At 55.5% G+C, this 24,529-nt stretch carries 21 protein-coding genes; 16 read left to right on the forward strand and 5 right to left on the reverse strand.

The window, feature by feature from the left end:
* The first annotated feature begins 20 nt into the window (after positions 1–20).
* The 8 genes from SAMA_RS07175 to SAMA_RS07210 all read left to right on the forward strand — a co-directional run bounded on the left by SAMA_RS07175 (position 21) and on the right by SAMA_RS07210 (position 9,037).
* A complete protein-coding gene (locus SAMA_RS07175; RefSeq protein ID WP_011759491.1) occupies positions 21–1,514 on the forward strand; it encodes a CoA-acylating methylmalonate-semialdehyde dehydrogenase in 1,494 nt (497 codons plus the stop codon).
* A 109-nt stretch (positions 1,515–1,623) separates the two neighbouring features.
* On the forward strand, positions 1,624–2,781 hold the full coding sequence (locus tag SAMA_RS07180) for an acyl-CoA dehydrogenase family protein (RefSeq protein ID WP_011759492.1): 1,158 nt from the start codon (positions 1,624–1,626) through the stop codon (positions 2,779–2,781).
* 53 nt (positions 2,782–2,834) lie between these two features.
* Positions 2,835–3,608, forward strand: a complete 774-nt coding sequence (locus SAMA_RS07185; RefSeq protein WP_011759493.1) for an enoyl-CoA hydratase — start codon at positions 2,835–2,837, stop codon at positions 3,606–3,608.
* A 38-nt stretch (positions 3,609–3,646) separates the two neighbouring features.
* Complete coding sequence (locus SAMA_RS07190) at positions 3,647–4,753, forward strand: enoyl-CoA hydratase/isomerase family protein (RefSeq protein ID WP_011759494.1); 1,107 nt, start codon at positions 3,647–3,649, stop codon at positions 4,751–4,753.
* Positions 4,754–4,836: 83 nt separating this feature from the next.
* Positions 4,837–5,742 carry a 3-hydroxyisobutyrate dehydrogenase gene (gene mmsB, locus SAMA_RS07195; protein WP_011759495.1) on the forward strand — a complete coding sequence of 302 codons (906 nt, stop codon included), beginning with the start codon at positions 4,837–4,839 and terminating at the stop codon, positions 5,740–5,742.
* 9 nt (positions 5,743–5,751) lie between these two features.
* The gene (locus SAMA_RS07200; RefSeq protein ID WP_011759496.1) at positions 5,752–6,510 is read left to right on the forward strand and encodes an SDR family oxidoreductase; all 759 of its coding nucleotides are present in this window, start codon (positions 5,752–5,754) and stop codon (positions 6,508–6,510) included.
* Positions 6,511–6,616: 106 nt separating this feature from the next.
* Positions 6,617–6,922 (forward strand): hypothetical protein, encoded by a 306-nt coding sequence (locus tag SAMA_RS07205; RefSeq protein WP_332249032.1) that lies wholly within the window; start codon positions 6,617–6,619, stop codon positions 6,920–6,922.
* 54 nt (positions 6,923–6,976) lie between these two features.
* Positions 6,977–9,037 carry a S9 family peptidase gene (locus SAMA_RS07210; protein ID WP_011759498.1) on the forward strand — a complete coding sequence of 687 codons (2,061 nt, stop codon included), beginning with the start codon at positions 6,977–6,979 and terminating at the stop codon, positions 9,035–9,037.
* A gap of 94 nt (positions 9,038–9,131) precedes the next feature.
* On the opposite strand, the gene SAMA_RS07215 is transcribed toward SAMA_RS07210, so the two are convergent.
* A complete protein-coding gene (locus SAMA_RS07215; RefSeq protein WP_011759499.1) occupies positions 9,132–9,812 on the reverse strand; it encodes a Vat family streptogramin A O-acetyltransferase in 681 nt (226 codons plus the stop codon).
* Between the two features lie 74 nt (positions 9,813–9,886).
* On the reverse strand, positions 9,887–10,399 hold the full coding sequence (locus tag SAMA_RS07220) for a GNAT family N-acetyltransferase (RefSeq protein WP_011759500.1): 513 nt from the start codon (positions 10,397–10,399) through the stop codon (positions 9,887–9,889).
* A gap of 182 nt (positions 10,400–10,581) precedes the next feature.
* Here SAMA_RS07220 and SAMA_RS07225 point away from each other — a divergent pair, with 182 nt between their 5' ends.
* Entirely contained in the window at positions 10,582–12,177 is a 1,596-nt protein-coding gene (locus SAMA_RS07225) for an ABC-F family ATPase (RefSeq protein WP_011759501.1), read from the forward strand.
* Positions 12,178–12,353: 176 nt separating this feature from the next.
* Positions 12,354–12,734, forward strand: coding sequence for a VOC family protein (locus SAMA_RS07230; RefSeq protein ID WP_011759502.1), 381 nt, complete (start codon positions 12,354–12,356; stop codon positions 12,732–12,734).
* An 89-nt stretch (positions 12,735–12,823) separates the two neighbouring features.
* Here the strand turns inward: SAMA_RS07230 and SAMA_RS07235 are convergent, their stop codons facing one another.
* On the reverse strand, positions 12,824–13,717 hold the full coding sequence (locus SAMA_RS07235; RefSeq protein ID WP_011759503.1) for a LysR family transcriptional regulator: 894 nt from the start codon (positions 13,715–13,717) through the stop codon (positions 12,824–12,826).
* Between the two features lie 146 nt (positions 13,718–13,863).
* Here SAMA_RS07235 and SAMA_RS07240 point away from each other — a divergent pair, with 146 nt between their 5' ends.
* From SAMA_RS07240 to SAMA_RS07255, 4 genes are all read left to right on the forward strand, one after another.
* On the forward strand, positions 13,864–14,304 hold the full coding sequence (locus tag SAMA_RS07240; protein WP_011759504.1) for a DoxX family protein: 441 nt from the start codon (positions 13,864–13,866) through the stop codon (positions 14,302–14,304).
* 9 nt (positions 14,305–14,313) lie between these two features.
* On the forward strand, positions 14,314–15,009 hold the full coding sequence (locus SAMA_RS07245; RefSeq protein ID WP_011759505.1) for a pirin family protein: 696 nt from the start codon (positions 14,314–14,316) through the stop codon (positions 15,007–15,009).
* Between the two features lie 170 nt (positions 15,010–15,179).
* Positions 15,180–15,773: an NAD(P)H-dependent oxidoreductase gene (locus SAMA_RS07250; RefSeq protein WP_011759506.1), complete on the forward strand. Its 594-nt coding sequence runs from the start codon at positions 15,180–15,182 to the stop codon at positions 15,771–15,773.
* The gene (locus SAMA_RS07255) at positions 15,770–17,695 is read left to right on the forward strand and encodes a monovalent cation:proton antiporter-2 (CPA2) family protein (protein WP_011759507.1); all 1,926 of its coding nucleotides are present in this window, start codon (positions 15,770–15,772) and stop codon (positions 17,693–17,695) included. The genes SAMA_RS07250 and SAMA_RS07255 overlap by 4 nt, the downstream gene beginning before the upstream one ends.
* A 48-nt stretch (positions 17,696–17,743) precedes the next feature.
* Here the strand turns inward: SAMA_RS07255 and SAMA_RS07260 are convergent, their stop codons facing one another.
* Positions 17,744–18,304 (reverse strand): DUF1415 domain-containing protein, encoded by a 561-nt coding sequence (locus SAMA_RS07260; RefSeq protein WP_011759508.1) that lies wholly within the window; start codon positions 18,302–18,304, stop codon positions 17,744–17,746.
* A gap of 141 nt (positions 18,305–18,445) precedes the next feature.
* Positions 18,446–20,587, reverse strand: a complete 2,142-nt coding sequence (locus tag SAMA_RS07265; RefSeq protein ID WP_011759509.1) for a TonB-dependent receptor — start codon at positions 20,585–20,587, stop codon at positions 18,446–18,448.
* 252 nt (positions 20,588–20,839) lie between these two features.
* On the opposite strand from SAMA_RS07265, the gene SAMA_RS07270 reads away from it, so the two are divergent.
* Together SAMA_RS07270 and SAMA_RS07275 are read left to right on the forward strand one after the other, a co-directional pair.
* Positions 20,840–21,283 (forward strand): hypothetical protein, encoded by a 444-nt coding sequence (locus SAMA_RS07270; RefSeq protein WP_011759510.1) that lies wholly within the window; start codon positions 20,840–20,842, stop codon positions 21,281–21,283.
* Positions 21,284–21,795: 512 nt separating this feature from the next.
* The gene (locus SAMA_RS07275) at positions 21,796–24,447 is read left to right on the forward strand and encodes a family 16 glycosylhydrolase (protein WP_408640222.1); all 2,652 of its coding nucleotides are present in this window, start codon (positions 21,796–21,798) and stop codon (positions 24,445–24,447) included.
* Positions 24,448–24,529 lie beyond the last annotated feature (82 nt).

The raw sequence follows: 24,529 nt of genomic DNA on the forward strand, positions 1-24,529 counted from the left end.
GACCCTCAAAAGGAAGCGATATGATCACACAAGTTAAGCACTACATCGACGGTGAGTTCACCACAGGACAGGGTGAGCGCATCATTACGGTGACCAACCCGGCCAACAACCAGCCCATCGCCGAAGTGCGCTGTGCCAGTGACGAGGAAGTGCACGGCGCCATCGCCAGTGCCAAGGCTGCGTTCCAAAGCTGGAAAGAAGTGCCTGTATCCGAGCGCGCCCGGGTAATGCTGCGCTATCAGGCGCTGCTCAAAGAACACCACGATGAGCTGGCGACCATTCTGGCCAAGGAAACCGGTAAAACCTTCGAAGATGCCAAGGGTGATGTGTGGCGCGGCATTGAAGTGGCAGAGCACGCCTGTAATATCGCTTCCCTGCTGATGGGCGAAACCGTTGAAAACGTAGCCCGTAAAATCGATACCTATTCTTACACTCAGCCTCTGGGCGTGTGCGCCGGTATTACCCCATTCAACTTCCCGGCGATGATCCCGCTGTGGATGTTCCCCCTGGCTGTGGCCTGCGGCAACACCTTTGTACTAAAGCCCTCCGAGCAGGACCCCATGACGCCGCTGCGTCTGGCGGAGCTGTTTGAACAGGCCGGTGCCCCCAAGGGCGTACTGCAACTGGTCCACGGCGACAAGAGCGCCGTTGACATTCTGCTGACTCATCCTGACATCAAGGCCATTTCTTTTGTGGGCTCGGTGGGCGTGGGCCAGTACGTGTACAAGACCGGAACTGACAACCTCAAGCGGGTTCAGGCCTTTGCCGGCGCTAAAAACCACTGCGTTATTATGCCCGACGCCAACAAGCAGCAGGTAATCAACAATCTGGTGGGTGCCTCTGTGGGCGCTGCCGGTCAGCGTTGTATGGCGATTTCGGTGGCCGTATTTGTGGGCGCCGCCAAAGAGTGGATCCCTGAGCTGAAAGAGGCTCTCGCCAAGGTACGCCCAGGTCTGTGGGACGACAAAGACGCCGGTTACGGCCCACTTATCAGCCCAGCGGCCAAGGCCCGTGTACTCAAGCTGATTGAGCAGGGCAAGGCTGAAGGCGCCGAGTGTTTGCTGGATGGCTCTGACTTTACCGTGCCCGGCTATGAGTCAGGTAACTGGGTTGGCCCGACCATGTTCGACAAGGTCACCACCGACATGAGTATCTACAAGGAAGAAATCTTTGGCCCGGTGCTGTGCTGTATGGAAGTGGATGAGCTGGAAGACGCCATTGAGCTGGTGAACAAGTCACCCTACGGCAACGGCACCTCAATCTTTACCGCCAGTGGCGCCGCCGCCCGTAAATATCAGCACGAAATTGAAGTGGGTCAGGTGGGTATTAACGTGCCTATCCCGGTACCGCTGCCGTTCTTCTCCTTTACCGGTTGGAAGGGCAGTTTCTACGGCGATCAACACGCCTACGGCAAGCAGGCTATCCGTTTCTTCACCGAAACCAAGACCATCACCTGTCGCTGGTTTGAAGACGATATCCCCCATGGTCCCAACATGACCATCGCCCTGCGTTAATCACTTTCGGGTGCTTAACCTGGCGAGGCCGTAAACCAAAACCACCTTCAAGGCCGGCATTATGCCGGCCATCACATGAAGTGACCCCAGAGTCACGGGAGCAGTCAAGATGGATTTCAATTTCAACGAAGATCAACGTCAGTTTGCCGACCTGGCACGCCAGTTTGCCGCGGATGAGCTGACCCCCTTTGCCGCCAAGTGGGACGAAGAGCATCATTTCCCCAAAGATGTGATTCAAAAGGCCGGTGAGCTGGGTTTCTGTTCACTCTATTCCCCTGAATCAGAAGGCGGCATGGGCCTGTCGCGCCTGGATGCCTCGATTATCTTTGAAGAGCTGTCAAAGGGCTGTACCGCCACTACCGCGATGCTGACGATCCACAATATGGCCACCTGGATGGTGACGACCTGGGGCACTGAGGCGTTTCGCGCCGAATGGTCTGAGGCCCTCACAACGGGTGCCAAGTTGGCCTCATACTGCCTGACCGAGCCCGGTGCCGGCAGTGATGCCGCGTCACTCACCACCAAGGCTGTGCGTGAAGGCGATGAGTACGTGATTAACGGCAGCAAAATGTTTATTTCAGGCGCCGGTGCCACCGAGCTTTTGGTGGTGATGTGCCGCACCGGAGAAGCCGGTCCCAAAGGTATTTCTGCCATTGCCATCCCCGCCGATGCCGAGGGTGTCATTTACGGCAAGGCCGAAGACAAGATGGGCTGGAACGCCCAGCCAACCCGCCTTATCACGTTTGAAAACGTGCGCGTACCGGTGCAAAACCTGCTGGGTGAAGAAGGCCAGGGCTTTACCTTCGCCATGAAGGGCCTCGATGGCGGCCGTATCAATATCGCCACCTGCTCCGTAGGTACCGCACAGGCTGCCCTGGAGCGCTCAATCGCGTACATGAACGAGCGTAAGCAGTTTGGCAAGCCGCTGGCGGCCTTCCAGGCGCTGCAATTCAAGCTCGCCGACATGGCCACTGAGCTGGTGGCTGCGCGTCAGATGGTACGTCTTGCGGCCTTTAAACTGGATAGCCAGGACCCGGAAGCCACGGCCTACTGCGCCATGGCCAAACGTTTTGCCACCGACATCGGCTTTGCCGTGTGCGACGCTGCACTGCAAATTCATGGTGGCTATGGTTATATCCGTGAGTATCCGCTGGAGCGTCATTTCCGTGACGTGCGGGTACACCAGATCCTGGAAGGCACCAACGAAATCATGCGTCTCATCATTTCCCGTCGTCTGCTGGACGAAAACGCCAACGACATCCTCTGATTTGCCAGTGATTTCGATTGAATAGAGACTTCGACAGAAAAGGAATAACAGCCATGGCATTTTTGATTGAACGTATCGAAGGCAATACCGCCATCCTCACCATCAGCAATCCTCCGGCCAATACCTGGACCCGTGAGAGCCTGAATGAGCTGAAGGAAAAGGTACTCGAGCTGAATGATAACAATGAGATTTACGCGCTGGTGTTGACCGGCGAAGGGGAGAAGTTCTTTTCCGCGGGCGCTGATTTGAAACTCTTTGCCGACGGCGACAAGGGCAATGCCGCCACCATGGCCAAGGCCTTCGGTGAAGCCTTTGAAACCTTGAGCGCCTTCCGTGGCGTGTCCATCGCGGCCATCAATGGCTATGCCATGGGCGGAGGCCTCGAAGTGGCGCTGGCCTGTGATATCCGTATCGCCGAAATTCAGGCAGTAATGGCACTGCCCGAAGCCACAGTGGGCCTCTTGCCCTGCGCCGGTGGTACCCAAAACCTGACTGCCCTGGTGGGCGAGGGCTGGGCCAAACGCATGATCCTCTGTGGTGAGCGTATCGATGCCACCAAGGCGCTGAATCTTGGGCTGGTAGAAGAGGTGGTGGAGAAGGGCGAGTCCCTGAGTGCCGCCATCGCCCTGGCCGCCAAGGTTGCCAAGCAAAGCCCATCTGCCGTGGCCGTGTGCAAAAAGCTTATTCAGAGTGGGCGCAATATGCCACGCACCCAGGCACTGCCGCTGGAGCGTGAACTCTTTGTTGGTCTTTTTGATACCGAAGATCAAGCCGAAGGGGTGAATGCCTTCCTCGAGAAGCGTGCCGCCCAGTGGAAAAACCGCTGAGGCCTTGCCTTGGACATGACATTACGCAAGGAGCGAGCATGACACAGAAAGTTGTATTTCAAACCCTGGGGACCGCCTCGGGCAAGCAGATAGGTGTGGCGACGCTCAATGTGGAAGCCGCACTCAATGCGCTGGATTTGGATATGGTGCGGGCGCTTTCTGCCCAGCTGAAAGCCTGGCAGGCCGATAGTAATATCGCCATGGTGCTGCTCGATGGCGCCGGAGACAAAGCCTTTTGTGCCGGTGGCGATGTGCGAGCCCTGTATCAGGCCAGCAAAGACGCTCCCGGTAGCACTGAGACCCTGGCAAAAACCTTTTTCGAGGAAGAATATCGACTCGATTACTTTATTCATGAATTCGGCAAGCCATTTATGGTGTGGGGTGACGGCATTGTAATGGGGGGCGGTTTGGGCCTGATGGCCGGTGCCAGCCACCGCATTGCCACCGAGCGTTCCCGCATTGCCATGCCGGAAATCACCATTGGCTTGTATCCGGATGTGGGCGGCACCTTCTTTTTGGCCCATATGCCGGAAAAGACAGGTGTCTTCCTGGGCTTAACCGCATTTCAAATGAATGGCGCCGATGCCCTCTATGCAGGTACCGCCAACTTCTTATTGGAAAGTGATGATAAGGAGCCGCTGCTCGATGCCCTGGCCGAGGTCGCCTGGGATGACCACAGCGAAGCCAATCATCAGCGTCTGAGTGACGTGCTCGGCACCAGAGCCGTGCCTGAGCAGGCGAGCTTCCTTAAAGACAATGCTGAGCTTATCAGTGAGCTGTGCAGTGGCGATTTGGACACTGTGATTGAGCGTTTCAAAGCGTTGCCCGACGACAGCCACAAATCCCTGCTAAGAGCCCGCGACACCCTGCTGGCCGGCAGTCCACTCAGTGCCCATCTGGTATGGCACCAGGCCATCATAGGTGAAGAACTGTCGCTGAACGATTGCTTCCGCTGGGAGCTTGGCGTCAGCATCAACTGCTGCGCCCACGGCGATTTTGTCGAAGGGGTGCGGGCACTGCTTATCGATAAAGACAGAAACCCAACCTGGCAGTACGCCGATGTGGCCTCGGTACCCGCCGAGGCGATTGGCAGCCTTTTGAGTTCACCCTGGCAGGGCGAGCTGCATCCGCTGCAGGACCTCTGATAGATACCCTATTCACAGCCCGGCACATACCGGGCTTATCCGATTTTTGGCCCGGCCAGCCGGGCTTGGCAAGGAGCGACATCATGGCGAAGATAGCGTTTATTGGCCTTGGCAACATGGGTGGCCCAATGGCGGCCAACCTGCTCAAGGCGGGACACAGTGTATCGGTATTCGATCTCAACCCTGCTGCGGTTGAGTCACTCAAGGCCCAGGGAGCAGGCCGTGGCGACACGGCCCAGGCCATCGCCGCCGATGCGGACTTTGTGGTGAGCATGCTGCCAGCCGGCAAGCATGTACGCGGTCTCTATTTAGGCACTGATACCGCCAAGGGGCTGATTGAGGTGGTGAAAGCAGGTTGTCTCTTGATAGACTGCTCCACCATAGATGCCGGCAGCGCCCGCACAGTGGCCGACGCCGCGGCGGCAAAGGGCCTGGAATTTATTGATGCGCCTGTGTCCGGCGGCACGGCCGGCGCCGCAGCCGGAACCCTGACCTTTATCTGTGGCGGCACAGACGCGGCCTTTGAGAAGGCACGTACCGTGCTGGCCAACATGGGCGTGAACATTTTCCATGCCGGTGGTCCGGGTGCCGGTCAGGTGGCCAAAATTTGCAATAACATGCTTTTGTCAGTACTCATGGTTGGCACCAGCGAGGCATTGTCGTTGGGGATTGACCATGGGCTCGACCCCAAGGTGCTTTCTGACATCATGAAGGTGTCCAGCGGCGGTAACTGGACGCTGGAAAAGTACAATCCCTGCCCGGGTGTGATGGAAAATGTCCCATCCTCCAAAGGCTACCAGGGCGGCTTTATGGTCGACCTGATGGTGAAAGATCTGGGATTGTCGCAGGAAGCAGCCCTCGGCAGTCAGTCCAGCACCCCCATGGGCGCACTGGCTCGCAGCCTGTATGTGTCCCATGCCCGCGCCGGCAATGGCACAAGGGACTTCTCAAGTATTTTTGAACATTTTGCCAAAGGCGATAAGGCCTAAGGAATCACAATGGAATTGAAGGATAAGGTAATTGTCATTACCGGCGGCGCCGGTGGTCTGGGACTGGCCATGGCCAAAGATCTCGCCGCCCATGGCGCCAAACTGGCGCTTATCGATGTGGATCAGGAGCGTTTGGAGCGTGCCTGTGCCGATATCGGTGATGCCACCGAGGTGCAGGGCTACGCACTGGACATCACAGATGAAGAAGATGTGGTGGCTGGATTTCGTTATATCCTCGAAGATTTCGGCGTTATCCACGGTCTGGTAAACAACGCCGGTATTCTGCGCGATGGTTTGTTGATCAAGGCCAAAGATGGGGTGGTGACTGACCGTATGTCACTGGACCAGTTTCAGTCAGTGATCAACGTGAACCTGACCGGAACCTTCCTGTGTGGTCGCGAAGCCGCTGCTGCCATGATTGAATCCGGTCAGGGCGGGGTGATTGTCAATATCTCCAGCCTGGCCCGTGCCGGCAACATGGGCCAGACCAACTACGCGGCGTCCAAGGCCGGTGTTGCCACCATGGCGGTGGGCTGGGCCAAAGAGCTGGCCCGATTTAACATCCGCGCGGCTGCTGTGGCGCCCGGCGTGATTGCCACTGAGATGACCGCAGCCATGAAGCCGGAAGCCCTTGAGCGTCTGGAAAAAATGGTACCCGTCGGTCGCCTGGGCCAGGCCGAAGAGATTGCGTCGACCGTTCGCTTTATCATGGAAAATGATTATGTGAATGGCCGAGTGTTTGAAATCGACGGCGGTATCAGACTTTAAGTCTCCAGCCCCGGCCAACCCTGTTGGGCAGGGGCTGTTAACTTTTGTCACCCTTTATTTTGCGCATCAAGTTGACAGATACTGACGCAGATTGAACAATGCGGCTGTGAAAATTGCCGTTAAATTCTCTTTAAAAGCAACACGAAAGCCGTCTCTCGGTCAGTCGTTTGCCCTAGCAGGACCCGAGATGCCACGCCTGGAATTTGTGTTAAAAAAGCTGATGCTCTGGACAGGCTACGCGGGCGTTGTGGTGATTTACGGTGGTTTTTTGTTTCTGCTGCTGAGCGGACAGGACACCCGGGCACTCCCTTGGTATATCCTGTTATCGCCCTGGGTTTGTGTTTTTTTTGGCTTACCCTCCGCACAGCAACATGCGGTAGTCGGCTGGTTTATCAATAAATTCAGACGTTAACCTGCCTTTTGTAAACAGAACTTCGCGCACGAAGCGTTTTGGGGAATCAAGGACATGAGGCTTGGCATTGGGCACCGCGTTGCGGCGATTTGCTTAATGACACTGGCACTGCTGGGGTGTGAGCCCGGGCAGGAATCTGTGCTGCCCCAAGAGACCGACAACGAACCCATGGCCGCCCGCTATGGCACCTGGATTTCCCCCCTCACCGCCGAAGATGTCTATGCCAGCTCCGATGAACTGATTGAACTCAGGGCCGTTGGCGACCTGATGTATTTTTCTGAGTTTGATGGCAAAAGTGGCAACACAGGCATTAAGCGCCTTGAAGTCGATGGCAGCGTAACTCAGGTAGTACCAGCCGAATTTAATGTGGGCAGCCGGGTGCATGAATACGGCGGTGGTGACTTTCTCGGTATAGGTCAAAGCCTGTTTGCCACTGGCAAGGGCGATCAGCTGTTTTACCGTTTTGCCCCCAATCAAGCGCCTCTGGCGCTGACACCCAATGGCACCCGCCATGGGGATTGCATTTCCTACCCCAAGGGATCCCGCATTATTTGTGTGCGGGAAGATCACAGGCAGCAGGGCAGTCCGGCAGCCAGTTTGGTCACCATTAACCTGAATTTTGCCGGTGAAGGTGACACCTTCGTCGCCGGACACGACTTCATCAGCTCGCCCAGTATCAACAGTGACAATACTCAGCTGGCCTGGCTCACCTGGGAGCATCCCGCTATGCCCTGGGACAACACGCGTCTGTGGCTCGGGGAGCTTGACCGCAAGGGGCGGCTTCATTCGTCACGGGTAGTTGCAGGTGACGGTGGCAACGTGGCGGTTACCCAGCCCAGCTTTGGTCCGGATGGCAGGCTGTACTTTATTGCCGACTATGATGATTGGTGGAACCTCTATCGCCTCGGTGACGATGGCAAACCGGAACGACTTTATCAAAAAAATGCCGATTTTGCAGGCCCCGCCTGGCGTCTTGGCGAACGTACCTATGCCTTTGAAAGTGATAACAGCCTAATCGCGAGCTATGTACATAATGGTGAGGCCGGGCTTATCCGCCTCGATTTACAAACTGGCCATGCCGAAGATATCGCCGTGGACTTTGGTGAAATCAAGCAGCTCACCGGTGGTAAGGATGCCGTCTATTTTATCGGCAGCAAGGTAACCACTGAGAAAGGCATTTATAGGGTCAGTGGCCGGGGCGTGGAGCTGGTCTATGCGCCCAGACTCATGGTGCTGGACCCGCGCTTTATCTCCAGAGCCCAAAGCATCAGTTTTGCCACCGCCGACAATATGCGCGCCTGGGGCTATTTTTATTGGCCACGTAATCCGGCCTTTAAAGGACTGTCTGATACCCGCCCACCGCTGTTGGTGAAGCTGCATGGTGGCCCTACCGCCAAGGCCAACCTGGCCTATCGCGGTGATATCCAATATTGGACCAGCCGTGGCTTTGCAGTGCTGGATTTGAATTTCCGTGGCAGCAGCGGCTTTGGCCGCGCCTACCGCCAATCCCTCTATGGCAACTGGGGCAAGGCCGATGTGGAGGATGCGGTGAACGCCGCTCGTTTTCTGGTGAAAAAAGGCTGGGTGAATGGCGATGAAATGGCGATTACCGGTGCCAGCGCAGGTGGGTTAACGGCGCTTTTGGTGCTGGCCTATGATGACACCTTTAAGGCCGCCGTCAGTCGCGCCGGAATAAGCGATATAGAGCAGCTGGCAGGCGAGACCCATAAGTTTGAGAAAACCTACCTGGATCAGTTGATTGGCCCTTTGGCGACCCACAGAACCCTTTATCGAGAACGTTCTCCTCTTTATCAACTGGATCGACTTAAAGAACCTTTACTGCTGTTGCAGGGGCTGCAGGATACCGTGGTGTTACCCAACCAGGCCCTGACCATTTACGAGGCGCTGGAGAAAAATCAGATCCCGGCCGCCTTGCTAACCTTTGCCGATGAGAATCACAATCACTGGAAAAATGCCAACCTGGTGAAGGCGCTCGAGTATGAGCTGGGTTTTTACGGACAGGTGTTTGGCTTTAAGGTTGCTGATGAGGTGCCTTCGTTGGACCTCCAGCTGCGCACGCCCCTCGAAGTCTCTCAGCCACCGCTTAGCAAATAAAGTCGCAAATAAAGCCGCAAATAAAGCCAGAAACAATAACGATGCGGTTTTAGGGACAGTTTCCCCGGTCGGGTGTTTCAACATGGCCAGGTGATTACGGTTGTGCCTGCTTCAGGGCTTCAAGATTACCACTTTTGATATCGAGCAGGTGGGCGGTAATTTTCGCTACCGGCCAATCCCACCAGGCGATGGCTTCAAGCAGGGCGATGTCTTTCTCATCAAAGCGCATTTTCATCACCTTGGCTGGGTTGCCACCAACGATGGCGTAGGCAGGTACGTCAGTGGTGACCACAGCGCGGCTGGCGATAATGGCGCCATTGCCCACCTTTACCCCGGGCATAATCAGGGCCTCATAGCCTATCCACACATCGTTGCCGATTTCGGTATCGCCTTTATAGGGTAATTCCCCCGGCTCAGGCGCCGCTTGCTCCCAGCCGTTGCCAAAAATAAAAAACGGATAGGTGCTCACGCCAGCCATGGGATGGTTGGCACCATTCATGATGAACCTGACCCCGCGGGCGATGGCGCAGAATTTACCGATAATCAGCTTGTCGCCAATAAAGGGGAAGTGATACAGCACGTTGTGCTCAAAGTTGGCACTGTCCTCTGGGTCGTCGTAATAGCTGTAATCGCCCACCTGAATGTTGGGATTGCTGATGGTGTTTTTGATAAAGCACACCTGCGGGAAGCCTTCCATGGGGAATGGATTATCGGGGCTGGGGCCGGGTTGTGTTTTCGCTTGGGTATGGGCGGTGGTATGGGGGAGTTTTGTCATAAACAATCCTTGTGATAAACGGTCTTGCCAAGACGCTGGCACATGATTTGGCGATCTGGCTCATGGCGCCTTTTTCAGTCGAGCTTCAAGTACAGGATGTGCTGAGGCCCGGCGCTGCCGCCCAAATACTGGTTTTCGCTGTCGCTAAAACCGTTTTTTAGATAGAGATCCTGCGCCGGGGTATTTTTAAGATTGACTGTCAGCACCAGGCGGCGGAACTGCGGATAGCGCACTTTTACAAATTGTGGCAGCGCCTGCATCACGGCCCTGGCAAGGCCTTTACCCTGATGGTGCACATCAATCAGAAATGCCCTGAAACCCAAGTCGGAGGCCTCGGCGAAGTCATGCTCGCAGCTGTATTCCTTGTCCAGCAGAAAAAAGCCGACCAGATGTTCGCCGCTGTTTAGGTCGGCGATATCAGTCGTAGCAGAGGAAGCTCTGTGCCACACCAACACAGGCACTATGGCGCCACCAGCGGTGGCAAGGATTTCGTCCATGGTACCTACAAAGCGCAATTGTTCCGGTGCCACTTCAAGCGCTTCGGCGAGGGGGCGAGTTGACGCAGTCATCTTTTCCAGCCGGATCATTCGCTTCTCCTTTTTTCTGCTGCCTTATAGTGGCGGTTTTTGGCGCTCTTGGGCAAGTCGGTTGATAATTCACGCAGGGGTGTTATAGTACCGCGCTTTATCAGAGGGTAGGCTTAAACACTGCCCTTGGGATTTTTGCCGCAGGCGTCTGCCTCGGCCCTCAGACAAACGGAAACCAGCCCGTGATCACAACCGCCAATATCACCATGCAGTTCGGCGCCAAGCCACTGTTTGAAAACATCTCCGTCAAGTTCGGTGACGGCAACCGCTACGGCCTTATCGGTGCCAATGGTTGCGGTAAATCCACCTTTATGAAGATCCTCGCCGGTGAACTTGAGCCGTCCGGCGGTAACGTTCATCTGGATCCCAACGAGCGTCTGGGTAAGCTGAATCAGGATCAGTTCGCCTACGAAGAGTTCAGCGTAATCGATACCGTTATCATGGGCCACAAAGAACTGTGGGCTGTTAAGCAGGAACGTGACCGTATCTATTCTTTGCCTGAAATGAGTGAAGAAGACGGCATCAAGGTAGCCGAGCTTGAAATGGAATTTGCCGAAATGGACGGTTACACCGCCGAGAGCCGTGCCGGTGAACTGCTGCTGGGTGTGGGTATTCCTCTGGAGCAACATTTTGGTCCTATGAGCGAAGTGGCCCCAGGCTGGAAACTGCGTGTGCTGCTGGCACAGGCACTGTTCTCAGACCCGGACGTGCTTCTGCTTGACGAACCAACCAACAACCTGGACATCGATACCATCCGTTGGTTGCAGGACATGCTGAATCAGCGTAACAGCACCATGATTATCATTTCACACGACCGTTACTTCCTGAACTCTGTGTGTACCCACATGGCGGATCTGGACTACGGCGAGCTGCGTGTGTATCCGGGCAACTACGATGAATACATGATGGCAGCCAGCCAGGCCCGTGAGCGTTTGCTGGCCGACAACGCCAAGAAGAAGGCACAGATTGCAGAGCTGCAAACCTTCGTGGCGCGTTTCTCTGCCAACGCCTCCAAGGCCAAGCAGGCCACCTCCCGTGCCCGCCAGATTGACAAGATCAAGCTGGACGAAGTGAAGGCTTCCAGCCGTGTGAACCCCTACATCCGTTTCGAGCAGGAAAAGAAACTGTTCCGTAACGCGCTGGTGGTAGAGAACCTGAGCAAGGGCTTCGATAGCAAGCCGCTGTTCCAAAACTTCAACATGATTGCCGAAGTGGGTGAGCGTATCGCCATCCTCGGTGAGAACGGTGCCGGTAAAACCACCCTGGTGCGTACCCTCATCCATGAATTGCCACAGGACGAAGGCACTATTCACTGGTCTGAGAATGCCGCTATCGGTTACTACGCCCAGGATCACGCCAGTGATTTTGAAAACGATTTGACCGTATTCGACTGGATGAGCCAGTGGAAGAAAGAAGGCGACGATGAACAGGCCGTACGCGGTATTCTGGGTCGTATGCTGTTTGGCGCCGACGACATCAGAAAGTCGGTCAAGGTACTGTCGGGTGGTGAGCAGGGCCGCATGCTGTTTGGCAAGATGATCATGCAAAAGCCCAATATCCTGGTGATGGACGAACCCACTAACCACCTGGATATGGAATCTATCGAGTCGCTCAACAACGCGCTGGAAATGTACGAAGGTACGCTGTTTTTCGTGTCCCACGACCGCGCCTTTGTCAGCTCGCTGGCCAACCGCATTATCGAAATCACCGCCAATGGCGTGAATGACTTCAAAGGAACTTACGACGAGTTCCTGCGCAGTAAAGGCATCGAAGGCTAACCGACGCTTCAGTGCGAAAAGCCGGCAATTTGCCGGCTTTTTTGTGGCTGCAGCAAAGTCGCCAGTGTAAAAGTTGCTTGTTTCTTTAGCCTTTTTGGCCTTAACTGGGACCTTATGCCCATGTGCACCTGGGCACCTGAATTGTAATGTCATTCCCATCCACAAGGAGAACGCTGATGGCCAAAAACCCCATTGCCTGGTTTGAAATCTACGTGAACAACATGGACAGGGCCAAGGCCTTTTATGAGGCGGTGCTGGATATCAAGCTCGAACCGTTGCAGGTGCCGGAAGAGCCGGGCTTCTCCATGTGGTCTTTCCCTGCGGATATGGAAAACTACGGCGCCAGTGGTGCCCTGGTGCACATGCCGGGATTCGAAGCGGGTGGCAACAGCACCCTGGTGTACTTTGCCTGTGACGACTGCGCACTGGAAGAGTCTCGCGTTGCCGCGGCCGGTGGCACAGTGCAGCGCGAAAAGATGTCCATCGGTCAATATGGCTACATCTCGCTGGCCATAGACACCGAAGGCAATATGCTTGGCCTGCACTCAATGAAATAAGGTGTGTTCTCCAAAACCCTGACTGGTCTGGTTCACTTCATTGGGACTGCGTATGGTGCCAGTCATGTGTATTTGCGACTGATGGTGGCTTATATACCCCAATCGGCCTTACATAAATGTGCCACAAACCAGGCTAATGCCTTGCCCTGATGCTCTTTATGCCAGGCCAGAAACACCGGCTGGCTTGGCCTCGGCAGGGCGCAGGCTTTTTCCACCAGCGCGTCGCTGGCAATAAGCGGTGCCGCCAGATGGCGCGGAATAAAGCCGGTGCCCAGTCCGCGGCACTGCAATTCAATTTTTGCTTCCATTGACGCGACTCTCAGGGTCTGGCGACTGCTGAAAAGGCCGCTGCTCCTGGCCGGTAACAGCTGCGAGCTGTCAGACACCACCACCGAAGGGAAGGGCATTAGCTGTTCCAGCTGCAGCACGCCCTCAGCCTCTGCCAGCGGATGAAAGGGCGCCAGGGCAAACACAAACTCGAGCTGACCAATGCAATGGGTTTCAAATAGCCCCCGAGGCAGGTCGCCGTTGGCGCCAATCACCAAATCGGCACGGCGGCTGTGCAGCGCATCCCAGCCGCCACCGAGCGATTCTTCCGCAAGGCTGATGTCCACTGGTACCGACAGGGCCAGAAACGCGGTTAATGCCTCCAGCAGTGGGCCCGGCGGCATGGCCGTGTCCCTTGCGATGCGCAGCTCTCGCTCCCAACCTGACTCCAGCGCGGCAACTGCATCGGCGAGGCGCTGGGTGGATTGCAAAATTTCCCGCCCTTGCTCAAGCACCAGTCTGCCCGCGGCCGTTAATCTGGCCCTTTGTTTTGACCTGTCGAACAAAGGGGTGCCAAATTCCTGTTCCAGCTTTTGAATTGTGTAGGTGAGGGCCGAAGGCACCTTATGAAGCGATTCGGCAGCTGCAGCAAAACTTCCTTTTTTATCAATTGCATCCAGAGCTCTTAGCCCGTCCAGATCCAGTGTGTTTGCCATAAACTCTTAATGTTCAATAATTTTGAATAATTATATCGAAACATTCCGATTTTTTCTGTGAGTCTATCGCCATAAACTAAAATTCAATCAAGGCTGAGTGGAAGCTTGAGACCAATAACAGTGATTTGAAACATGAGGCACAGACTATGAACAGCACAATCAAAAAACTTGTACAAACCCAGGACAGCATCGCCCCATTGGCCCTGCGCATACCCGCCGGCATTATCTTTATGGCCCACGGTGCCCAGAAGCTCTTTGGCTGGTTTGGCGGTTACGGTATCGAAGGTACTGGACAGTGGATGGCCTCCATAGGACTGGAGCCAGGCTGGCTGATGGCAGCCATGGCGGGCGGCGCCGAATTTTTCGGTGGTCTGGCGATTCTGCTGGGGCTGCTGACACGTCCCGCAGCGCTGGTGCTGGCCGTAACCATGGTGGTTGCCATCGTCACAGTGCATCTGGGGAATGGCCTGTTTATGGCCAATAATGGTTACGAATTTGGTCTGGCGCTGCTGGCCATGAGTGTCTCTCTGGTGCTCTCCGGCTCGGGTCGATTCGGTATCGACAGGCTGCTGCAACAAAAAGGCTGAGGAGGGGACATGATAACGCTTCGCCCGGCCAATGAGCGGGGTCAAGCCAGCCACGGCTGGCTTGACAGTTTTCACAGCTTTTCCTTCGCCGAATACTACGATCCCAACCACATGGGCTTCTCGGCACTGCGGGTTATCAACGACGATACGGTGGCACCGGGCGCCGGATTTGCGCCCCACGGCCACCGGGACATGGAGATTTTAAGCTACGTGCTGGCAGGAAACATCCGTCATCAGGACAGCGAGGGCAACATTGCCACACTGCCTGCGGGCGAGTTTCAGTTGATGTCGGCCGGTAAGGGCATACGTCACAGCGAGTACAACGGCTCACAAACAGAGGCGCTGAGGTTTTTGCAGATTTGGATTATTCCATCGACTCCGGGCGGTGAGCCCGGCTATCAGCAAAAGCACTTTGGCAGCCGTGAGGGGCTCACCCTGATTGCCAGCCCAGATGGGCGCGACGAGAGTTTCACTGTGCGCCAGGATGCCTGTGTCTATCAGCTGCTGCTGTCGCCGGGTCAATCCATCGCCTTGCCGCTTGGCGCGCATCGTAACGGGTATCTGCACCTGGTTGAGGGCGCCTTATCCGTCGAGGCCATGGAGATGTCCCCGGGCGATGGCGCCAAACTGGAAGGTCTCGACAGTCCCATGGTCAGCAACACCGGTAAAGAGCCGGTGAGAGCCCTACTGTTTGAGTTACCCTGAAATCCCCCCGGTCAGTCCTTGAGTCTGGCCGGGGTGTCGTTTATGTTCTCTCTGGGGGCTGTGTTACTTCGTCATCAATGCAAACTGGTTTGCCAGGCTCCTTCAGACCCGTCTTTGCCCATTCCTCAATAACCCCAGGGTGTGAGAGTTCATCAGGGAGCTGTGAACCTATGTCATCTGTTTTGCTGCTGTTTGCCCATCCATCGCAACATAAATCGGAAGTGTGCATGCCCATGTACCGGGTTGCCCAGTCTGTTCCCGGCGTGACCTGTGTGGATCTCTATGCCGATTACCCCACATTTAACATCGACATTGTCACAGAGCAGCAGCGTCTTGCCGCCCATCAAGGGGTTATCTGGCTTTTTCCGCTTTATTGGTATTCCACCCCCGCCATCCTAAAGGAATGGCAGGATCTGGTGCTTGAGTATGGTTTTGCCTATGGCCCGGGTGGGACAAAGCTGCACGGGAAATCCCTGCTCTGCGCCCTGAGTGCGGGTGGCAGCGAAGGTTCATATTGTGCCGAGGGTTACAATCATTTTGGCCTGAGACAACTCTTGTCGCCCATCGAGCAGACCGCGTCCCTTATCGGCATGGACTACCTGCCACCTTTTGCGCTCTTTGGAGCCCGCTCGGCGGTGGAGGAGGGGCGGCTAGGGCCCCATCTCGCGCGGTGGCGACAGCTGCTGGAAGCGCTGGTGGCTGGTGAAATACCGGATACCGCTTGTGGGGCTGGGGTACCGGCAAAGCGGGAGACCTTGTCATGACCGGGATTTTTCTGCAGGCCTTTGTTTACCTGCTTGCGGCTGTGCTTGCGGTGCCCCTTGCCAAACGTTTGGGGCTGGGCTCTGTGCTCGGTTACCTGGTTGCCGGTGTGGCCATTGGGCCTTTGTTGGGGCTGGTTGGTCAGGAAACTCAAAGTATTCAGCATTTTGCCGAATTCGGTGTGGTGCTGATGCTGTTTCTGGTGGGGTTGGAGCTCGACGCCAAACAGCTGTGGCAGATGCGCCAGCGGCTCCTGGGCCTGGGTGGTTTGCAGGTGCTGCTGACCACGGGCGCAGTGGCGGGCCTGGCGCTGATTTTGAACCAGCCGTGGCAGATAGCGCTGGCCCTTGGAATGATCTTTGCCATGTCCTCCACCGCCATCGTGCTGCAATCCTTCAACGAGAAGGGACTGGCTAAAACTGAAGGTGGTCGCGGTGGTTTTTCGGTGCTCCTGTTTCAGGACATTGCGGTTATTCCGATTCTGGCGATATTGCCGCTGTTGGCCCTCAGCGCCCCGCAGCTCGATGCCGGCCATGAGGATATGTCGCTGGTGGCTGGTTTGCCCGCTTGGGCAAATGCGCTGGTGGTGCTTGGCGCCATCGCTGCCGTGGTGTTTGGCGGTCGCTTTTTAACAAGGCCACTCTTTGGATACGTGGCGCGTTCAGGGCTCAGGGAAGTCTTCACTGCGGCGGCGCTGATGATGGTGATTGGTATTGCCGCGCTCATGAGTCTGGTGGGACTGTCGCCTGCGCTGGGAACCTTTCTGGCGGGAGTGGTACTCGCCAGCAGTGAGTTTCGCCATGAACTCGAGTCCACCATCGAGCCCTTCAAGGGGCTGTTGTTGGGGCTCTTTTTTATCACTGTGGGCGCGGGTATCGATTTTGAGATGCTGCTGTCGCAGTTTGCGCTGGTGCTGGGGCTGGCATTGGGCGTGATGGTGATAAAGGCGCTGGTGCTCCTGCTGCTGGCAAAGATTTTCCGTCTATCCGGCTCTGACAAGTGGCTGTTTGCGCTGTCGCTGGCACAGGCCGGGGAATTTGGCTTTGTGCTGCTGGGCTACAGTCAGCAACAGGGTATCTTTGGCAGCGAGCTTGGCGGGCTTCTTTCCATGGTGGTGGCCCTCAGTATGTTTTTAACCCCGGGGCTCTTTATCCTGTATGAACGGATTATCCTGCCGAGAGTGACCCGCAGTACCAATGAACGTGAAGCCGATACCATAGATGAGCAGGGGCCGGTGATCATTGCGGGCATAGGCCGCTTTGGGCAGATAGTTAACCGCCTTTTGCGGGCCAACGGGGTGAAAACCGTGGTACTCGACCGCGAATATGCCCAGGTGGAACGACTGCGTGAAATCGAGATGAAGAGCTTTTTCGGGGATGTGAGTAACCCGGAGCTTTTACATACCGCGGGTATTGAGTCGGCCAAGATGCTGGTGGTGGCCATCGATGATGTGGAAGGGGCCACAGCGCTTGTGCGCCACGTTCGCCAACAATATCCGCAGGTGGCTATTCTGGCCCGGGCCTTTGACAGAGGGCACTTTTATGCGCTGACCGAAGCCGGTGCCGACTGGGTGGTGAGCGAGAGCTTCTACTCGGCGCTTAACATGGGAGGCGAGGCGCTGATACGCCTTGGTATGCATCCCTTTGCCGCCGAGCAGCGCAAAACGGCTATGGTGGAGCGGGAAAAAGCCCATGCAAGCGAGCTCTATGACGCCTGGCTTGAGGTGCGGGATAATATCGACCGCCGCGAGCGCTATTTGAAGTTATTCATCAAGTTGGAGGAGGCGCTCAAGGAGGATATGGGTAAGGACAGGATGGATGGCCATAGCCGCAGCTTGAGTGGCTGGACACCGCCGCCCAAGGGGTATGACAAGGCGTTGGCTGAGCAGGAGGAGAGCATGCGCCCTCAAGGTGCAAAGGATTGATGTGGGTTGGGCAAGTGATGCCCGGGCCTTAACACAAGAAAGCCGGACTCAGTCCGGCTTTTTGCATTCTTGCAGGAGGCGCAAAAAAAACTCGCTGCCCTTGCGACGGGCAAAGGCGATATTGCGCTCGGGGATGCTTTCGGGCTCGTTGTAGCTCGCCAGCGCCGCCGCCATGCCTTCTTCGCGGATGATATGCAGCGTGGGATAGGGCGCGCGGTTGGTGAAATTGGCCGGGTCATCCTGTGGCTCGCCGTCAAAACAGTAGTCAGGATGAAAGCTTGCCAGCTGATAGGTGCCCTCATAGCCTTCTTCAACCAGTAAGTCTTCTGCTATGCCGAGCAGGTCCAGATAGAGGTAAAAACCCTCAAAACCCCGTGGCAGGATAAAGAGGCTGGTTTCCACCTCGGGGTGTGCATCAAGAAACTGACATTCGTCCAGCAAGGCTTGCAGCACCAACTCCATGCGGGTTTCGTTGCACACCTGATAGCGGATACTGTTTCGCTCCACTTCGCGGCGGGCGAATGGGCAAATATTGTATTTCATGATCACCTTGGTGACCCAGGCGCGGGTCTCATCGGTGATGGCCTGAATTTCCTGCTGTTCGGACATCTCGGGTGGTCTCTTGGTGGCTCGGTTTTGCTCGTTGGTCGCACATGGTAGAAACCCTGCTGCCAACACGCAAATAAAAAAGCAGCCCGGCGGCTGCTTTTTTCAGTCAAGCGAAGATGTGGACAAAGACTCAGACTGGGCTTAGAAGGACCACTTCAGCCCCATATTCACCGTGGTACCCAGCCCCTTGGTGTTATATCCGGGGAAGGTAAAGGCCTGAGAACGGGCCGAGTAGTAGTCTTCGTTCAGCAGGTTTTCTACCCCGAGGGTAAAGAGCAGTTGATCGACACGATAATTACCGGCCAGATTGAGTAGCGAATAGCTTTCCACCGGTCCCTGGCTGCCGCTGTACTGACCATTGACCGGCTCGAAGCGTTTGCGATCGCCCACATGCAGCCAGGTCAGCGACACACTGCTGTTATCAGTGGTGGCCCAGTCAAGATAGGCGGCAAACTTGGGTGGGGTGATGGCCTGGCCATCCAGATAAATATCCTGATCAGTATCCTTACCTTCCATCCAGCTGTAATTCGCGCCGAGGGTCAGCTCATCATTCACGTCATAGCTGGCCGCAAGCTCTATCCCTTTGATTTCCTGAGGCGCACGCACAGGTTCATAAATGCCGCTGGCGGGATTCAGCACGGTACGGGTGCCAAGCTCTGACTTGCTCAGGAAAACCGCTGCTGAGTAGCTGAATGCCTCCCAATGGCCGTCGAAACCGGCTTCGTAATTATCAATGAGTGCCGCCTGTGACTGAATTTTTGCCAGGTCGTCCACCGTAGCGGTACGCAGCAGCAAGCCCAGATCCGATATATCCGCACCCTGTGAAAAACTGATAAAAGGACTGAAAACGGTCGAGCCTTTATATCTGAGCCCGATATTGTAGGTGTTGGCATCAAACTCAAGCTCACCGCCTTTTACCGCAACGGGGGTAGAGCACTGGGTTGCTGTACGGCACAGGCGCAGGGTCTGGTAGTCGTCCACTTCAATGGCCATCTGATCCCGGCGTACACCGGCCTTGAGCACCCAATCTTCGGCAAACAGCCATTTGGCCTGCAGATAGAAGGCGAGATTCTGCATGTCCATCTCGGGCACCCACATACGGCCATCCACCAAGGGCTGGCTGGATACATCCTGCAGATAGTCAATGCCATAGAGTAAATCCAGCTCGGTATCGCCCAGGGTGAAATCCGAGTTGAAGTTGGCGCGAACACCACGTTTTTCAGAGCGAATGATGGACTGACCGCCATCAAGTCCCTGCTCGGGATTGGCAAGTGTCAGGCTGTAAAAGAAGACGTTTTCGATTTTCTGACCATAGGCATCTATGGCGAGGCGGGTATTGTCGAACAGCGCCAGGTCCTCGTACTTCACCATCAGATTATGGTTTCCATCGACTCCCTGTGGCTCCCCGAGGATGAGAGTGTCGGGACCGGCTTCTATGGCGTAGGTTTTCTGACCACTGTTGACGCTGCCGGTGACATCCACCATGCGGGCGTCCTGTGCAGAGCTGAAGTAGTTGTACGTTAATTGCAGCGATTTTTCATCGTCGAAATTGAAATGGAATTTGGTAAAGAGGTTGTCCGTGGTGGTTTCTGACAGCCCGTACACCAGGCCAGGGACATCGCCTTCGGCATCCCGCTGCAGACCATAGTCATCACGGCTGGCGCTGATGAGATAGCCCAGCTGTCCCACACTGCCATTGAGCGCGCCTTCAACCCGGCTGCCAACACTGTCTTCAAATTTTACCGCACTGAAACGGCTGGACACGCCCAGGACGCCACCAATAGCGCCATCGGCCCCCGGTTTTTTGGTGATGTAGTTGATAATGCCGCCGGCCGCGCCATTGCCATAGATGGAGGTCGCTCCCTTGATGACTTCCACCCGCTCAATGGCGTTCATGTCGATGGAGCGAATGTCCAGCGAGCCGTTTCGCAGGGGCGTGGATTGAGGCACTCCGTCAATCAAAATCAGCGCTTTACGGCCGCGAAGGGTTTGGCCGGCGTTGCTGGAGGTACCGGTGGCGGGCGACATGCCAGGAACGCGGGTTGCCAGCATGTTTTGCAATTCAGAGCTGATGCTCATCTCTGTAGCGAGGGTCTTGCTGTCAATGAGGGTGACAGAGGAAGGCACCTCGTCAAGGCGTTCAGGTACCCGGCTGCCGGTGACTATCATGCGTTCAATGGCGATAGTGTCAGGGGAGGTGGTATCTTTCACCTCGGCAAAGGCAGGTGCAGCGGTGAGGGCCATCAAGGGAGAGAGCGCAATGGCAACTGGGGATAACTTCATTATTTTCAGTCCTTGGTCATACTTTAGTTTTGATAATGATAATTACTCTCAATGGTGAATTCAGATTATTTACATATGTATTAATTTTGTTAACTTGCGGCGCCAAGAACCCCGCCGTGAAAGTAAACTTTTGCTGACTGGTAATCTTCTGTGAGCGATATAAGCTTTTGGAGGCAACCTCTGGGGCACCGGCGCTCAGGCTTATGCCATAATCAGGCTGTTTTGATTGGTTATTTCAGGAGGAAATATCTCATGAACTTCAGAGTTTCATCGTTACTGGCTGTCAGCCTGTCGCTGTGTGGTGCGCTGTTTGCCAATGCTGCACTGGCCGATGACTGGTTTAAAATCGCCGATAAGGTGGTGGACTATAAATCGGAAACCGATGAGGTCACCCCGAAATTTGACGAGAAAAATGTTACCCATATCAGGCTTGTTTGCACTCAGGGCACGGTTAACCTGCATAAGATCGTGCTGCACATGAGTGATGGTTCCGATAAAGAGGTGGATAACCTCGGCGTGCTCACCGATGGTATGTCCAGTCGGGTGATCAGTGTGCCCAAGGGGGACGCCAAGCTGAAAAAAATCTCCCTTAAATACGACTCTGTGGGCAGCAAGGAAATGGCGCTGCTTGGACTGTCGAAAAAAGCCCATGTGGATGTGATGGGCAAGGATGATGACAAAGATAAATCGGAATGAACCAACGCCCGATTGCCGGTGTTTTGTTTAAGTTTGTAATATCGATTTCCTGCTCTCAGCCTGCCACCTGGCTGGCTGAGACTTGTAAGTTCTGCTCATCAAAGTGTGTTGAAGCGCAATCCGGGGCGCCGCGGGCATGCCGACGCCATACTCACAGCCCGCTACAGTTTATAATGCGTACTGCTTTTTCATGCTTCTTCACCTGAATACTCAGGATGCTGTTTCTGTTCTGCAAATAAAGCGTTTCTGCCGGTACCAGGCTGGCTTTCCCCGCATACCCCTTATTCTGCTGCTTTTCTAACGCCTTCAGTTACTCGTTCAACTCTCTCCAGGCAGCGCTTTCAGACGATTTCCTTCTGCGGCTAAATAAAAATCTGGTTGATCTTTACATAACCTTTACTTATTTTATACAAATGTAAGCGCTTACATTTGGTTTCAAAAGGAAACATCGGCAGTAGTTAGCGCTGACATGGCTATATTTATCCATAAAAACAGTGGGTTGGGCTGCAATGATGATGAAGAATTCTGGAACGAGCAAGTACCTTTCCCTTGGACTGCTTGCGGCGGCGCTGCAGGGGTGCGGGGGGGATACCAATACCAGCACCGATTTGGGCTCGGTCAACCTTGAAGGTCCGGCAACCGGTTGGGAGCTGGTGTGGAGCGACGAGTTTGACGGCAGCAGCATAGACGCGGCCAAGTGGGCGCATGACGTGGATTGTGCCGGAGGCGGAAATCAGGAGTCTCAATGCTATACCGCAGATGAAGCTAACTCCTTCGTTGCCGATGGTATGCTGAACATAGTGGCGCTGAAGGCGCCCGAGGGTGCTGAAAAGCCTTATACCTCAGCAAGACTGACAACCAAAGGCAAGGCGGATTTCACTTATGGCCGCTTTGAAATGCGGGCGAAATTACCGTCGGGGCAGGGCAGCTGGCCTGCCTTCTGGATGCTGCCTACCGACAATGTCTACGGCATCTGGCCCCGAAGCGGCGAAATCGATATTGTGGAAGCGGTAAATCTTAAAGCCGCCACCGTAGAGGGAACCCCTGAAGCCTACGTCCACGGAACCCTTCACTACGGCCGTGAGTGGCCCAAGAACGAGCAATCAGGCAAAGCCTATCTGCTGCCCAATGGCGTCAATCCTGCCGATGATTTTCATACCTATGCCATTGAGTGGCAGCAGGGGGAAATCCGCTGGTATGTGGACGACTACCTCTATGCCACTCAGCGGCGCTCCGAACTGAGGTACAACTCCAAGGGGCAGGCGGTTGGTCTGGCTCACAAAGGCTGGTTTACCGAATATTACGATCAATCCAGTGGCGACCTGCAGCTCAGTTGGACAGATGCGCCATTTGATGAAAAATTCCATCTCATCGTTAACTTCGCTGTGGGTGGCAACTGGCCAGCCTCGGTAAACGAAACCGGTATCGACGATACCGCCTTTAACGAGAACAACAGGTATCAAATTGACTTTGTCAGGGTTTATGAATGTGCTGCCAACCCTGATACCGGCAAGGGCTGTGAGACTGTGCGCCCGGGCTATGACAACCCAGATGATGCGCTGGTGGAAGGTAAAGCCCCCGTGCCTGTACCGCCTTCTGATGGTACGCCAAAAGATCTGCTGATTTTTGACAGCACCCCCAACCCCAACTGGGCTGCGTGGGATTGCTGCGGTGGCTCTACGCCAAGCCTGGTGGAAGATGCCGACAAGGGCGCCGTATATCGCTTTGTGGTAGGCGACAGCCCAACAGTCAACGGCTTTATCAGCCGCGCGGCCTTTATTACCGATCCGGCTGGCGTGCCCAGTCCTTTTGATGCAGCGCCCATTGAGGCAAGCGGCGTATTAAGCTTTGCCATGAAGGTGGTGAGTGCCCCGTCAAATGCAGACTCGACCTGGATGATGAAGGTCGAAAGCAACGAAGGTGCGACCGCCGTTGAACTGCCGCTCACCGCAAGCAGTGAAGGTGTGGCACCGGCAGTGGGCCAGTGGCAAACCTTCAGCTTCCCGCTGTCTGAACTTGCTGCCAAGGGCCTGGACTTGTCTGCCATTGATGTGGTGATGGTGTTCCCCGCTTGGGGCACCGGCAGCGGCGCCGAGTATCTGTTGGATGAAGTGAAGATTGCTCGTCCCGATACCAGTTTGCCGTCACTGACCATCTTTACCGACAACGAGAACCCCGATTGGCCGATGTGGGACTGCTGTGGTGGCTCGACCCCGCAAGTGGTATCCGATGATGCAGAGCACGGCATAGTGTCCGAGTTCAGCATTGGTGCCAGCCCGACGGTGATGGGTTATATCAATCGCACCGAGCTGGGTGGCGGTGGCAATCCCTTCGATGCCTCATCCCTGTATGACAATGGCGTAGTGCAATTTGACCTTAAGGTCGTCACCGCGCCCAATACCGTCGATGCGCCCTGGCTGTTCAAGGTGGAATCCAACAATGCGGCTTCTGCGGTGGAACTGCCGTTGACCAGCAGCGTTGAAGGCATGGCGCCATCCGCGCAGTGGCAAACCTTCAGCTTCCGCCTGTCGACCCTGGCCGATGCGGGATTGGATTTAAGCGCCATCGATGTGTTGATGGTATTCCCTGCCTGGGGACAGGGTGAAGGCGCTGTCTATCGCATTGATAACGTTAAAATCCATCAACCCGGATCCGGCGGCTCCATGAATGCCCTGAGTCTGTTTGCCGACACAGTGGCCGATGCCTGGTCAATTTGGGATTGCTGCGGCGGCTCAACCCCTACGGTTGAGGCCGATGATGCTGCCCATGGCGCCGTGGCTGAGTATGTGATTGGCGCCCAGCCAACTGTGGTGGGCTTCTTCGCCGATGATGGTGTCTATTACGATGCATCCGCTGCTGTAGAGACCGGCGTAGTGCGGTTTGAAATGAAGCTGGTTTCTGCACCAAATGACCCCGGCTCGGTCTGGAAGTTCAAGATTGAATCCGGTGATGCCAGTACTGCCGTTGAGCTTAACCTGACCGACAGTGTCGAAGGCAGTGCACCTGTTGTAGGCCAGTGGCAGACCTATACTTTCCCGCTTAAGACCTTGACTGACATGGGGCTGGATGCCAGCGCCATTGATGTGGTGATGGTATTCCCTGCGTGGGGTACCGGTGAGGGGGCGGTGTTCCGTTTGGATAACGCACTGATAGGCACGCCCTGATACACCTAACCCTTTGGCATGAATGGGAATGGCCCGCCGGACCTTGCGATTTGTCCGGTGTGGCCGCAGCGAAAGAATAAGA

The sequence above is a fragment of the Shewanella amazonensis SB2B genome (genome assembly GCF_000015245.1).
Taxonomy (GTDB): domain Bacteria; phylum Pseudomonadota; class Gammaproteobacteria; order Enterobacterales; family Shewanellaceae; genus Shewanella; species Shewanella amazonensis.

Bases quoted from the DNA above. Each gene is read 5' to 3' on its own strand.
- SAMA_RS07200 (WP_011759496.1), top strand. From the start codon at position 5,752: ATGGAATTGAAGGATAAGGTAATTGTCATTACCGGCGGCGCCGGTGGT.
- SAMA_RS07180 (WP_011759492.1), top strand. From the start codon at position 1,624: ATGGATTTCAATTTCAACGAAGATCAACGTCAGTTTGCCGACCTGGCA.
- SAMA_RS07210 (WP_011759498.1), top strand. From the start codon at position 6,977: ATGAGGCTTGGCATTGGGCACCGCGTTGCGGCGATTTGCTTAATGACA.
- SAMA_RS07220 (WP_011759500.1), bottom strand. From the start codon at position 10,399: ATGATCCGGCTGGAAAAGATGACTGCGTCAACTCGCCCCCTCGCCGAA.
- SAMA_RS07185 (WP_011759493.1), top strand. From the start codon at position 2,835: ATGGCATTTTTGATTGAACGTATCGAAGGCAATACCGCCATCCTCACC.
- SAMA_RS07255 (WP_011759507.1), top strand. From the start codon at position 15,770: ATGACCGGGATTTTTCTGCAGGCCTTTGTTTACCTGCTTGCGGCTGTG.
- SAMA_RS07260 (WP_011759508.1), bottom strand. From the start codon at position 18,304: ATGTCCGAACAGCAGGAAATTCAGGCCATCACCGATGAGACCCGCGCC.
- SAMA_RS07245 (WP_011759505.1), top strand. From the start codon at position 14,314: ATGATAACGCTTCGCCCGGCCAATGAGCGGGGTCAAGCCAGCCACGGC.
- SAMA_RS07250 (WP_011759506.1), top strand. From the start codon at position 15,180: ATGTCATCTGTTTTGCTGCTGTTTGCCCATCCATCGCAACATAAATCG.
- SAMA_RS07265 (WP_011759509.1), bottom strand. From the start codon at position 20,587: ATGAAGTTATCCCCAGTTGCCATTGCGCTCTCTCCCTTGATGGCCCTC.
- SAMA_RS07240 (WP_011759504.1), top strand. From the start codon at position 13,864: ATGAACAGCACAATCAAAAAACTTGTACAAACCCAGGACAGCATCGCC.
- SAMA_RS07230 (WP_011759502.1), top strand. From the start codon at position 12,354: ATGGCCAAAAACCCCATTGCCTGGTTTGAAATCTACGTGAACAACATG.
- SAMA_RS07235 (WP_011759503.1), bottom strand. From the start codon at position 13,717: ATGGCAAACACACTGGATCTGGACGGGCTAAGAGCTCTGGATGCAATT.
- SAMA_RS07270 (WP_011759510.1), top strand. From the start codon at position 20,840: ATGAACTTCAGAGTTTCATCGTTACTGGCTGTCAGCCTGTCGCTGTGT.
- SAMA_RS07215 (WP_011759499.1), bottom strand. From the start codon at position 9,812: ATGACAAAACTCCCCCATACCACCGCCCATACCCAAGCGAAAACACAA.
- mmsB (WP_011759495.1), top strand. From the start codon at position 4,837: ATGGCGAAGATAGCGTTTATTGGCCTTGGCAACATGGGTGGCCCAATG.
- SAMA_RS07275 (WP_408640222.1), top strand. From the start codon at position 21,796: ATGATGAAGAATTCTGGAACGAGCAAGTACCTTTCCCTTGGACTGCTT.
- SAMA_RS07190 (WP_011759494.1), top strand. From the start codon at position 3,647: ATGACACAGAAAGTTGTATTTCAAACCCTGGGGACCGCCTCGGGCAAG.
- SAMA_RS07175 (WP_011759491.1), top strand. From the start codon at position 21: ATGATCACACAAGTTAAGCACTACATCGACGGTGAGTTCACCACAGGA.